Raw genomic sequence first — 12312 nt, 5'->3', positions numbered from 1 at the left:
CCTCAGCCGGGCCGGCAGCGTGGCGACGATCGACGGGACGATCCGCGCCGCCGTGGTGCCGATCCCGGACGGCCCGCTCAGCAGGGCCCGGGCCGTCGTGGAGGAATCGCCGTGGGCCGTCGCGCCGTTCATGTACCGGCTGGAGCGCAGGTGCCACTCGTGCCCGCCGGACTGCCAGTCCTGCAGCCCCTTGACATAGGCGAGGACGTCCGCGCGGGCGGCCGCGTCCAGGCCGTGCTCCGCGAAGAGCGGCTCCAGCTCGGTGAGGACGGTGTGCTCGAACTGCTGGAGCCGGGAGGTGAGCAGGTCGTTGACCGTGTCGGCCGCATGCTGGGTGTCGCAGCCGAGGAAGTGCTCGAGGACCAGGACGGCGTTGGCCAGCTCGCCCTCGCTCTCGGTCTCGCGCTGGTAGGAGAAGAGGTCGTTGCGCAGGTGGACGCCGTCGGCGAAGGTGTCCCTGAGCACCCGCATCGGCCGGCTCGCCGCCACGGCGGCGGGCACCTCCGCCCCGGCGGCGTGCTCCACGAGATGGGCGGACCAGGGGGCGCCGCCGACCTTGCGGCGCATCTCGATGTACTCGACGGGGTTGGCGATCCGGCCCTCGTTGATGTTGGAGAGCTCCCACAGGGACTCCTCCAGCAGATGCCGGGTGCTCTCCCGGAAGCGCCGCCGCCAGGCCGCCGAGCGCGCCGGGACGGTGCGGGCCCACAGGTCGGCGAGGCCCGCCTCCACCTGGTTGACCGGCTCCTCCACCGGGTCGTCGGGGCGCAACGGCATGAAGGCGGGCAGCCGGTCGAGGTAGGCCTTGGCGCCGGCGGTGTCCCCGGTGCGCTTGAAGAGGTCCAGGAAGTGGTCGTCGAAGAAGAACACCCACACGTACCAGTCGGTGACCAGGTCGAGCTCCGGGCCGGAGCAATCCGGGTGGGTGTACGCGCACAACAGGGCGTAGTCGTGGGCGTCGAGGTCCGCCTCGTCCCAGATGCCGGAGCCCTCGAGCATGCCCATCTCCCGGGCCCACGCCCTGGAGTGCCGGCGCGCGCCCTCCAGATGGGGATTCAGCCGCGCCGGGTAGGGCGTGTAGAAGCGGGGAAGCTCGAAGGGATCGGGCATCGCTGGGCCTTTCGCGCGGTCGCGCACGGGGTCGGGGACGGGCAGCGCCGAGGGCACGGTGTTCTCCCGGCACGCTAGGAGAACCGGCCGCGGCACATCGCTGCGAAAGTCGGCTTTCCCCTCAATATGGTGAATACCGGGGCCGATTCGATTAACGATCTCCTTCGCCGGGGGCGGGTGCGCGCGATGGTGTCGCGTCCGGATGTTGCCTTGTGTGCCGCCTCGTGGGGTCGGGATACTCGATCAAGGGCTTGGCATGAACGCGACGGAAATGCCTCGCGACTGAACGCCCGTACGCGTGCGTGCCGTTCCCCGTTCCCTCCATGTCCTCCGGGCCCGCGCGCGCCGGGTATCCCCCCCGGCGCCGGGCACACCCCCCTCACAGGAGGTCGGCGTGCAACGCCCCCGCATATCCCGACGGCGCGCGGCCCTGGCCGTCGCGGGATCCCTCGCCCTGGCCACGGCATCCCTCACCCTCCAGAGTGCCGACGCGGCCCCCGCCCCGCGACCGAACCATCTGACGGGCACTCAGGCCGCTGCACTCTCCCGGCAGATCGCCGCAGACCTCGCCACCGGCACGGCGGGCTCGTACTACGATGCCGCGGCGCGCAAGCTCGTCGTCGACGTCGTCGACCGGGCCACCGCCGCGCGGGTGCGCGCCGCAGGTGCCGAACCGCGCACCGTCCGGCACTCGGCGGCCGCACTGGAATCGGCCAGACGGACACTCGCCGCCGAGGCCGCCGTCCCGGGCACCGCCTGGTCGGTCGACCCCAGGACCAACAGGGTCGTGGTCACCGCGGACAGCACCGTCACCGGCGCCGGGAAGGAGAAGCTCGACGCCGTCGTCGCGCGCCTCGGTGACCGGGTCGCGGTCAAACGGACGGCCGGCCGGCTCCGGCCGCTCGTCGCCGGCGGCGACGCCATCTGGGGCAGCGGCGTCCGCTGCTCGCTCGGCTTCAACGTCACCAAGGGCGGCAAGCCGTACTTCCTCACCGCCGGCCACTGCGGCAACGCCTCCGCCGGCTGGTCCGCCTCACAGGGCGGCTCCCGCATCGGTACGACGGCCGGCTCGGTCTTCCCCGGACACGACTACGCCCTCGTGCGCTACACGTCCGGCACCTCCCACCCCAGCGCGGTCGACCTCTACGACGGCGGCCTGCAGGACATCACCCGCGCCGCCGAGGCCACCGTCGGCGAGCAGGTGCAGCGCAGCGGCAGCACGACCGGCGTCAACGGCGGCGAGGTGACCGGTCTGGACGCCACCGTCAACTACGAGGAGGGCACGGTCGAGGGCCTCATCGACACCACCGTCTGCGCCGAGCCCGGTGACAGCGGCGGCGCGCTCTTCGACGGCGACGCCGCGCTGGGCCTCACCTCCGGCGGCAGCGGCGACTGCTCCTCCGGCGGGGAAACGTTCTTCCAGCCGGTGCCCGACGCGCTCCGGGCGTTCGGCGCCCAGCTTCCCTGACCCACCGCACACGTCGGCCCCCCACGGCACAACGGCCCCCGGACCACCCGCACCACGGTCCGGGGGCCCCGCCCTCCCGACGACGGGATCCGCCCGTCCGGCCCGGGCAGCACCCGTCAGACGTAGTCCTCCAGCCGGGCCAGGGCGAAGCCCTGCCGGGTCGCCTTGCGCAGTACGAGCCGGAGCATGTCCGCCATCGTCCCGTGCCACTGCCGGGGCCCGTTGAAGTGCGTGAGGATGATGTCGCCGGGACGCAGCCTCCCGCCGTCGCGGAACGCCATCCGCCGCGGGAACGCCTCCTCGCTCCACAGCAGTACGGCCTGCGCGCCGCACTCCCGGGCGATGACGAGTGTGTCACGGTCGTAGTCGCCGTAGGGCGGCCGGAAGAGCCGCGGAGTCTCCCCGAACCGGCGCCGCATGACGTCCCGCTGACCGCAGATCTGCCGCTTCTGGTCCTCGGGGCCGAGCCGCGTCAGCTGCGGGTGCCGCAGCGTGTGGTTGTGCGCGGCGTGCCCCAGACCGTGCAGTTCGCGGAAGTAGCCGTAGTCGTCGCGGACCGCCGAGTCCGTGAGGAACATGCTGAAGGGCACGTCCAGTTCCCGGACCATGTCCGTGAACTCCTCGTCCTTCACGGTGCCGTCGTCGATGGTGAGGAAGACGACCTTGTCGGTGGTCGGCACCCGGGTGATCACGGGTATCAGCCCCGGGCCGCGCGAGAGCCGGCGCGGCGTGCCGAGGCGCGGCCTGACCGCCGGCGGCGGGGGAGGGACCCGCGGCGGCTGCTCCAGTCCCCACCGGCGTGCCGCGGCCGCCCGCTGCTCGGGAGCCGCCCGGGGCTTCGCCGCGTGCGGCTGTGCCATCGGAACGCGCTGCCGCCGCGGGCCGCTGCCCGGCGCCGGGGGCTCGGGGCCGGGCGTGGCGCAGGCGGTCGCCGCGAGGACCGCCAGCAGCACGGCCAGCAGCAGCCGGGCGGGTCGGCGCGGGGCCACGCCCGGCACCGACGGCGGCCGGGGGCGTATGCGGTCCATACCCGGATCCTGGCAGCGCCCGCCCGCCCCCGCCTCCCGGCACGTCCATCGGGGCCAACGCCCGGCCCGCCGACGGCGGATCGGCGCCCGGCGGCACGGGAAGCGGCCCGGGAAACACGCGGTGACCTTCGGAAACACGCTGGACACACCCGTTCGCCGCAGTGGCATCCTGGTGCCGTGAACCGACCCGAAATCCTCCTCACCTTCGCCCCTGAGCTGCGGATTTTCCTCGCCGCCGAGCGACGCCGCGAACGCCTGCCCGTGGTGACCGACGGCTCCTCCAGCCTCGGCCACGTCGTCGAGTCGCTCGGTGTCCCTCTCACCGAGATCGGCCGGCTGCTCGTCGACGGCCGTGAGGTGCCCGTCTCGCACGTGCCGGGCCCGGGCGAGAGCGTGGAGGCCGAGGCCGTCACCCGGCCGCAGTCCGTCCCCGGGGCGCCGCTGCGGTTCCTGCTGGACGTGCACCTGGGCACGCTCGCCCGCCGGTTGCGGCTGCTGGGCGTCGACGCCGCGTACGAGAGCGAGGACATCGGCGACGCCGCGCTGGCCGCCCTGTCGGCGGCCGAGCGCCGCGTCATGCTCTCCCGCGACCGCGGCCTGCTGCGGCGCCGCGAGATCTGGGCGGGGGCCTACGTCTACAGCGACCGCCCCGACGACCAGGTGCGCGACGTCCTCGGCCGCTTCGCCCCCGCGCTCGCCCCCTGGAGCCGCTGCACCGCCTGCAACGGGCCGCTCCGCGAGGCCGACAAGGACGCGGTGGCGTCCCTGCTGGAACACGGCACGCGGCGCACCTACGACGTCTTCGCCCAGTGCGCCGCCTGCGAGCGTGTGTACTGGCGCGGCGCTCACCACGCCCGCCTCCAGACGATCGTCGAGGACGCCGTGCGCGAGTTCGGGGCGGCGGGGACGGCCCCGGCGGTCTAGGGGGGCGCCCGGTGGGCGCCCGGCTGCGGCCGCCTACCCGCGCGTTCGCGTCCCAGTCGCCCGGGACGGGTGTTCACCTGAAGGTGTAGCAGGGCACGACGCGGCGTTGCGGGCGGTCTTCCGCATGCCCGATCCTTCGAAAGGGGGTACGGGCATGAGGCGTTGGCAGCGGTCCGGAAGCGGGTGGCGGTGGACGACGGTCGGCGTCGTCTGCCTCGGCCTGTTCCTGCTCGGCGTCGACGCGACGGCCCTCAATCTGGCCGTGCCCGGCCTCCAGCGCGGGCTCGGCGCGTCGATGGCCCAGACCCAGTGGGTGGTGGACGGGTACGCGCTGGTCCTGGGCGGCACCGTGCTGGCGGCCGGAGCCGTGACCGACCGGCTCGGGCGGCGGCGCTGCTTCCTGGCGGGGCTGGCCGTGTGCGGCGGCGCCTCCCTGGTGGGCGCGCTCTCCCGGGAGCCGGTCCAGGCCGTCGTGGCCCGCTGTGGCATGGGGGCGGGCGCGGCGCTGTTCACGCCGGCGGCCCTGGCCGTCGTCAGCAACGCCTTCGCCGAGGCCCGGCTGCGCCGCCGGGCCATCGGCCTGTGGGCGGCGACGGGCGGTCTGGGCGCCACGGCAGGGCCGATCGTCGGCGGCTGGCTCGTCGAACGCTTCTCCTTGCGCGCCGGTTTCTGGGTCAACGTCCCGGTCACCGCGCTGGTCGTCCTGCTCGCGGCGGTGCTGGTCGCCGAGCACCGCGACCCGCGTCCGCCGCGCGTTGACGTGCCGGGTGTGCTGCTGTCCGCGTCGGGTCTGTTCTGTGCCGTCTGGGCGCTCATCGAGACACCGGCGAGGGGCTGGTCCGGCGGGCTGGTGCCGGCCGCCTACGCGGGCGGCGCGGTGTTGCTGACCGCGTTCGTCGTGTGGGAGTCCCGGTGCGCGGAGCCCATGCTGCCGCCGTCCCTGGTGCGTCACGGCCGGGTGGGCGCGGGAGTGGCGGCGCTGTCGCTCGTCTCCTTCGCCGTCCTGGGCGCCGTGTTCGTGCTGACGCTCTATCTGCAGGGCGTGCTGGGCTGCTCGCCGCTCCAGGCGGGGCTGCGCGTGCTGCCGATGCCCGTGGCGCTGTCCGCCGGGGCGGCGGCGGCCGTCCCCGTCCTGGCGCGGTTCGGCGAGCGCGCTCCCGTCGTGGCGGGCCTCCTCGTGGTCACCGCGGCCTTCGCGGTGCTCTCCGGGGCGCGGGCCGGCTCCGGCTACGGCCGGGTGCTGGTCTTCGAGGCCGTGGCCGGGTTCGGCGCGGGCATGGTGGCGACCAGCGCCACCGACCTGGTCATGGGCGCCGTGCCGGCACATCGCGCGGGGCTGGGGTCCGCCGTCAACGACGCCACGCGCCAGGTCGGCGCGGCCATGGGCGTCGCCGTCCAGGGATCGGTCCTCGCCATGGTCTACAGCCCGCGGGTCGACGCCCTGCTGGCCGGCGTCCCGCTCCCGCCCCGCGCCGGCCCGCGGCACTCCCCCGTCTCCGTCGCGGCGTTCGACGGGCTCGCACCGGCCACGCGCGGCCTGGTGGCGCAAGCGGTCCGCACGGCCTTCGTGGACGGCCTCGTGCGCGCGGCGCTGGTGGCCGGCGCGGTCTGCCTGTGCGCCGCGGCCCTGGTCTGGCACCGGTTGTCTCCCGACGGGGAGCGGGGCCGGGAGCGTGGCCCGGAGCCGGGTGCGGATCCGAGCGCGGGGCGCCGCCCGGCGGGCGCGCGCGACGGGGCGCGCGTCGGCGAGGGGGCCGGCTCCGGCTCCCCCGGCTAGCGGCGGCCCGGCGGCCCTTCGCCGGGGGTGCGGCTCGGTGCGAACACCGCCGGTCCGGCACGCCGTGGCCGCCCGCTGGCGCGGCGAGGGTCTTGGTGGCCTCTGCGAGTGCCGGAGCCGGCGTGTTCGTCGTGTGGCCCGGCGCTGTCGCCGTGGAGGGTGAGGAACTGCCCGCCGCGACGGCGACGAGCCACCGTGGCGAGTGTCCGGCGGCATGCACGAGCGCCGCAGCCGGCGCGTTCCGCCGGACACTCCCTGGCCGCGTCCGCCGCACGGGCGGACCGCCCCGACGGGGACCGCCGGCCGGCCCCCGTCCCACGGCCGGGGCGTCAGCCCTCGGCCGCCGGCGTCTCGGCCGCCTCCTCCGCCGCCGCCCCCTCTTCGGCGGCCGCCTCCGCGGCCTCCTCCTCCGCGGCCGCCTCTTCCTCGGTCGGCGCCTCGGTCTGCGCCGCGACGACCTGGAGGACCGCCGCGTCGTCCTCGACGGCCAGCGAGGTGCCGCGCGGCAGCGGGATGTCCCCAGCACGCACGGTGTGACCGGCCTCCAGGCCCTCGATGGAGACCGTCACGCCCTCCGGGATGTGGGTCGCCTCCGCCTCCACGGGCAGGGCCCCGAGGATGTGCTCCAGCAGGTTGCCGCCGGGGGCGAGCTCGCCCTCCGTGTGGATCGGCACCTCCACGGTGACCTTCTCGCCCCTCTTGACGGCCAGAAAGTCCACGTGTACCAGGAAGCCGCGCAGCGCCTCGCGCTGCACGGCCTTGGGGATGACGAGTTCCTTCTTGCCCTCCACATCGAGGCTGATGAGGACGTTCGGAGTCTTCAGCGCCATCATGAGGGCGTGGCCGTCCAGGGCCACGTGCTTGGGATCGGCGCCGTGGCCGTAGACGACAGCGGGAACCTTGTTGTCGCGGCGGGTGCGACGAGCGGCGCCCTTGCCGAAATCGGTGCGCAGTACAGCCTTCAGTTTCACCTCGGCCATGGCCGGACTCCTCGTGTCGTACTGTCCAGTGGCCGTCACCGTATCCAGCCGGAACGCCCGTGACGTGCGCCGTTACTCCGTCCGGCCCAACGTGCCGCGGAGAATTACCTGACGTGGCGTCAGTCGGCGGTCGGAACGTCCCGCGACGGGCCCGCCGGGAGTGCCGAGGCCATCCTGCGGACCGCCTCGGTGAGCAGTTCCGGCGTGGTGGCAAGGGTCAGCCGGACGTGTCCGGCGCCGCCCGTGCCGAAGGCCGTGCCCTCGGCCGGCGCGACCCGCCCGCGGGCGAGGAAGGCGGCGGCGGGCTCGTCGCCCAGGCCCAGGCCCCGGCAGTCCAGCCAGGCGAGATACGTGCCCTCGGGCTGCCGGCAGCGCACGCCGGGCAGGTGCCGGTCCAGCAGGCCGGCGAACAGCCGGCGGTTCTCGTCCAGGCCGGCCAGCAACGCGTCGAGCCAGTCGCCGCCGTGCCGCAGGGCGGCGACGTGCGCAATGACGCCCAGATGGCTCGCACCGTGGCTCGCCTCGACCGGCATCCGCGCCAGGTCCCGCGCCGCGTCCGCGCCGGCCACCGCCACGGCCGCCTTCACACCCGCCAGGTTCCACGCCTTGGACGCCGACAGCAACGAGAAGGCGCCACCCGTGCCCGCGACGGACAGATACGGCACATGCTCGGCGCCGGGCAGCACGAGCGGCGCGTGGATCTCGTCGGCGACCACCCGTACGCCGTGCCGCTCGGCCAGTTCCGCCACCGCCGCCAGCTCGTCGCGGGTGTGCACCGTCCCGGTGGGGTTGTGCGGGCTGCACAGCAGGTACGCGGCGCGCCGCCCGCCCGCCGCCGCCTCGCGGAAGGCGGCCTCCAGGACGCCGTGATCGATGCGGTGGTCCGCGCCCAGCGGGGCCTCGACGATCCGGCGGTCCATGTGCGTGACGAAGGAGTAGAACGGCGGGTAGACCGGGGGATTGACCACGACGGCGTCACCCGGCCCGGTTATCAGCTTCAGCACCTCGACGATGCCCAGCATCACGTCGGGCACGAGCGCCGTGCGCCCGGGCGCCACCCCGTCCCAGCCCCACCGCTCGCGGGCGAAGACGTCGAGCGCCTCGGCGTAGCCCGTCCCGGACGCGTACCCGGTGTCGCCCCGGGCGACCGCCTCGGTCAGCGCCCGCGCCACGGGCTCGGCCAGCGGCACGTCCATCTCGGCGATCCACAGCGGCAGCACGTCGGGCTCGTGCACGCGCCACTTCGCACTCGTACGGAGGCGCAACTCGTCCGGGGACAGCGCGCGCAGCGGATCCGCCCCGGCCGGGCCGGTCCTGATCGGGCCAGTCTTGATCGGACCGGTCTCGATCGGACCGGTCGTGAACGACGGTGTCTTGTCAGGCGCATGGTCGGTCATGACGTCATTGTGCTGGGCGGAGCCCCGCCGCCCGGCAGTCTGTCCGGAATGCGGTCCGCTCCGCCCGTCCCGGTCGTCTCAGCCGCCGTGCCTGCCGTGCTTGTGCCCGCCGGGCATCAGCATCTCCGCCAGCTTCGCCTTCAGTCCCTGCCGGACCATGCCCACCCGGTCGGTGTCGCCCTTGACGATCGACGCCGCCGCGGCCTCGATCTGGTCCAGGGTGGCGTGCGGCGGGATCGGCGGCACGGCCGGGTCCGTGCGGAAGTCGATGACGAACGGCCGGTCGGCGGCCAGCGCCTGCCGCCAGGCGCCCTCGACATCCTTCGGGTTCTCCACCCGCACCCCGTCGATCCCGATCGACCGGGCGATCTCCGCGTACGGCACATCGGGGATCGACTGGGACGGCAGGAACTGCGGGGCGCCGGACATCGCCCGCATCTCCCACGTCACCTGGTTGAGGTCGTGATTGTTGAGCACCGCCACGATCAGCCGCGGGTCCTGCCACTCCCGCCAGTACTTGGCCGCCGTGATCAGCTCCGCCATGCCGTTCATCTGCATCGCGCCGTCCCCCACCAGCGCGATGGCCGGCCGGTCGGGACGGGCGAACTTGGCGCCGATCGCATACGGCACACCGGGCCCCATGGTCGCCAGCGTGCCCGACAGCGAGCCGCGCATCGACCCTCGCATCCGCAGGTGACGGGCGTACCAGTTGGCGGCCGAACCCGAGTCGGCCGTCAGCATCACATCGTCCGGCAGCAGCGGGTCCAGCGCGTGGGCGACGTACTCGGGGTTGATGGGGTCGGCCTCGACCGCGGCCCGCCGCTCCATCACCTCCCACCACCGCTTGGTGTTCTTCTCGATCTCCTGCCGCCAGGAACCGTGCTTCTTCTGCTTCAGCCGCGGCAGCAGCCGGATGAGCGTCTCCCGCGCGTCACCGACGAGATTGATCTCGAACGGATAGCGCAGCCCGACCATGAACGGATCGATGTCGATCTGCACCGCGCGCGCCTGCCCGTACTCCGGCAGGAACTGCGAGTAGGGGAAGTTCGAGCCGATGACCAGCAGCGTGTCGCACCCCTGCATCAGTTCGTACGAGGGGCGGGTGCCCAGCAGACCGATGGCACCGGTCACGTACGGCAGGTCGTCCGGCAGCGCGTCCTTGCCCAGCAGCGCCTTCGCGACGCCCGCCCCCAGCAGATCGGCGAGCCGCTCGACCTCGGCCCGCGCGCCGCGCGCGCCCTGCCCGATCAGGATCGCGACCTTCTCGCCCGCGTTGAGAAGCTCGGCGGCCTTGGTGATCTCCTCGTCCGCCGGCACCGGGGCGTAGGCGGACATACCCAGGCTGGACGGCACCATCTTGAACGCGTGCTGCGGCGGCGAGTAGTCCAGCTCCTGCACATCGGCCGGCACGATGAGGGCCGTGACCGTCCGCCGGGCCGCGGCGGTGCGCATCGCCCGGTCGAGGACGTTGGGCAGCTGCTCCGGGACCGTCACCATTTCGCAGAACTCCGAGGCGACGTCCTTGAACAGGCTCATCAGGTCGACTTCCTGCTGGTAGGAGCCGCCCATGGCACTGCGGTTGGTCTGACCGACGATCGCCACCACCGGCACGTGGTCGAGCTTCGCGTCGTACAGGCCGTTGAGCAGGTGGATGGCCCCGGGGCCCGACGTCGCCGCGCAGACACCCACCCGGCCGGAGAACTTGGCGTAGCCGACGGCTTCGAACGCCGCCATCTCCTCGTGCCGTGCCTGGATGAAGGTCGGCCGGTTGTCGGCCCGTCCCCAGGCGGCCAGCAGACCGTTGATCCCGTCACCCGGATAGGCGAAGACCTTGTCGACGTCCCACTCGCGCAGCCGTTGCAGGAGGTAATCGGAGACCTTCGTGGACATGCGTTTCCTTTCGCGGCGCGGGCCTTCCTCTACGGGTGACCGATCGCTCGCCGGGGAAACGCCGGGGGCCGGTGAAATCCACCGTACGGAGGCGCGGCCGGGTCACTTGCCGGAGCGCCGGGTGCCGTACCGGTGGCGCGCCCAGGTGGGCAGCGCGAACCAGCACAGCATGAACCACGTCACGAGCCCCGCCACCACCCACGGGACGGCCGCGTTGTGCATGGCCAGCCGCAGGATGAGCAGCAGCACCGACGTCACCGTCACCAGCAGCAGCACGACGCCCACCAGCGTCATCCGCGACGCCCAGGTCACCGTCTGCGGCTTGAGCCGCCAGCCGGTGACGATCCGGTGGAAGGCCACCGGCCCGATCAGCGCCCCCGTCGTCGCCGCGCCCAGCACCACCGTGACCACGTAGATGATGCGATCCGTGTCGCCCAGCTCGGCGAAGCGGGGCGTGAAGACGACGGTCAGCAGGAAGCCGAAGAGGATCTGCACCCCGGTCTGCGCGACCCGCACCTCCTGCAGCAGCTCGCTCCAGCGCCGGTCGGCACGCTCCTCCGGCGTCTCGTGCCGCGCGGCACGCCGCTCTTCCTCGGACGGTCGCTCCTGCATCCGGTCACTCCACGGTGATGTCCGGGCAATTGGGTGGGGGGCATGGGTGGTGCCGGGCCAGCCGGCTGCGAGGGAGGGCCGCTGCCGCTAGAGCGCGCGGTAGACGACCAGGGCCTCGTTCTCCTTGCTCAGCGTAAGCGCCTCCGGCGCCGGGGCCACCTCACCGTCGTAGGCCAGGTGTGTACCGGGCTCGATGCCGCTGATCCGCAGCCGCCGCACCCGGGCCGAGCCCAGAGCCGGCGACCGCCGCAGCACTCCGGTGAGGGCGGCCGAGAGCAGCCGGGTGCCGGCCAGCCGGCCGCCGTACAGCACGCGGACGTCCAGCACCCCGTCGGCCAGATCGTGCCGGCGTACGGGCGCCAGCCCCAGCCCCTGGTACGAGCAGTTGCCCACGAAGAGCATCCACAACTCCCGCTCCAGGCCGTTGATCCGCAGCCGCACCGGCCGCGCGGTGCGCAGCACGTGCACCGCGGCCAGCACACCGGCCGGCCAGGCACCGATCCGCCGCGCCCACCGCTCGCGGACGCGCACCAGCTCGGGATACGCCCCGATGCTGAAGGTGTTCAGGAACAGCCCCCGCTCCCCGAAGCGGGCCACGTCCACCGCCACCGCCTCGCCGGTCTCCACGGCCCGGAACGCGTCCGCGAGCGTCTCGATGCCCAGGTCGTACGCGAAGTGGTTGTACGTCCCACCGGGCAGTACGGCCAGCGGCACCCCGTGGCGGTGGGCGGCGGCCGCCGCCACGTTGACGGTGCCGTCCCCGCCCGACACCCCCAGGGCGCCCCCGAGCTCGCGCGCCCGCGCCGCCGCCGTCTCCAGGGCGGCCTCCAGCGTCATCCCCGGCGGCGTGCCCTCCGATTCCTCCGATCCCTCCGCGCCCTCGGCCGGCAGGCCGCACGCGACGACCTCGGCGTACGGGAACGCCGAACGGATCTCCTCCACCGGGTCCGCCCGCACCGCCGTCCGCTGGCCGGACCCGCTGTTGGCGACCACCACCAGGCCCTGACCGCCCGGCAGCTTCGGCGCGTCCGCTCGGAGATGGCGGCGTCGAAGCTGAGCGAGGCGAACTGCAGGACGCGGCTGCCGGGCCCCACGGCGTACGGCTCGATGCGGGCGCGCACGAGGT

At 74.0% G+C, this 12312-nt stretch carries 8 protein-coding genes and 2 pseudogenes; 3 read left to right on the top strand and 7 right to left on the bottom strand.

All coding sequences use genetic code 11. From position 1 onward, the window contains the following. Positions 1-1110 (bottom strand): annotated as a pseudogene (locus AB0K09_RS21355) (germacradienol/geosmin synthase); the annotation flags it as partial. A gap of 394 nt (positions 1111-1504) precedes the next feature. Here AB0K09_RS21355 and AB0K09_RS21350 point away from each other — a divergent pair. After that, a complete protein-coding gene (locus AB0K09_RS21350; protein WP_366066967.1) occupies positions 1505-2578 on the top strand; it encodes a S1 family peptidase in 1074 nt (357 codons plus the stop codon). 116 nt (positions 2579-2694) lie between these two features. Here the strand turns inward: AB0K09_RS21350 and AB0K09_RS21345 are convergent, their stop codons facing one another. Continuing rightward, on the bottom strand, positions 2695-3606 hold the full coding sequence (locus AB0K09_RS21345) for a polysaccharide deacetylase family protein (RefSeq protein ID WP_366066966.1): 912 nt from the start codon (positions 3604-3606) through the stop codon (positions 2695-2697). Positions 3607-3783: 177 nt separating this feature from the next. Here AB0K09_RS21345 and AB0K09_RS21340 point away from each other — a divergent pair, with 177 nt between their 5' ends. Both AB0K09_RS21340 and AB0K09_RS21335 read left to right on the top strand, forming a co-directional pair. Next, entirely contained in the window at positions 3784-4530 is a 747-nt protein-coding gene (locus tag AB0K09_RS21340) for a Mut7-C RNAse domain-containing protein (RefSeq protein WP_366066965.1), read from the top strand. Positions 4531-4684: 154 nt separating this feature from the next. Beyond that, complete coding sequence (locus tag AB0K09_RS21335; RefSeq protein WP_366066964.1) at positions 4685-6307, top strand: MFS transporter; 1623 nt, start codon at positions 4685-4687, stop codon at positions 6305-6307. A 329-nt stretch (positions 6308-6636) separates the two neighbouring features. Here the strand turns inward: AB0K09_RS21335 and AB0K09_RS21330 are convergent, their stop codons facing one another. The 5 genes and pseudogenes from AB0K09_RS21330 to AB0K09_RS21310 form a co-directional block, all read right to left on the bottom strand. After that, a complete protein-coding gene (locus AB0K09_RS21330; RefSeq protein ID WP_366066963.1) occupies positions 6637-7287 on the bottom strand; it encodes a 50S ribosomal protein L25/general stress protein Ctc in 651 nt (216 codons plus the stop codon). Between the two features lie 119 nt (positions 7288-7406). Beyond that, the gene (locus tag AB0K09_RS21325; RefSeq protein ID WP_366066962.1) at positions 7407-8684 is read right to left on the bottom strand and encodes an aminotransferase class I/II-fold pyridoxal phosphate-dependent enzyme; all 1278 of its coding nucleotides are present in this window, start codon (positions 8682-8684) and stop codon (positions 7407-7409) included. A 78-nt stretch (positions 8685-8762) separates the two neighbouring features. After that, complete coding sequence (locus AB0K09_RS21320) at positions 8763-10574, bottom strand: thiamine pyrophosphate-requiring protein (protein ID WP_366066961.1); 1812 nt, start codon at positions 10572-10574, stop codon at positions 8763-8765. A 102-nt stretch (positions 10575-10676) separates the two neighbouring features. Continuing rightward, positions 10677-11186, bottom strand: a complete 510-nt coding sequence (locus tag AB0K09_RS21315) for a DUF6328 family protein (RefSeq protein ID WP_366066960.1) — start codon at positions 11184-11186, stop codon at positions 10677-10679. Between the two features lie 87 nt (positions 11187-11273). Beyond that, positions 11274-12212 (bottom strand): annotated as a pseudogene (locus tag AB0K09_RS21310) (diacylglycerol kinase family protein); the annotation flags it as partial. Between the last annotated feature and the right edge of the window lie 100 nt (positions 12213-12312).

This window comes from Streptomyces sp. NPDC049577 (assembly GCF_040675635.1).
Taxonomy (GTDB): Bacteria; Actinomycetota; Actinomycetes; order Streptomycetales; family Streptomycetaceae; genus Streptomyces.
This window is presented reverse-complemented; position numbering and strand designations above follow the sequence as displayed.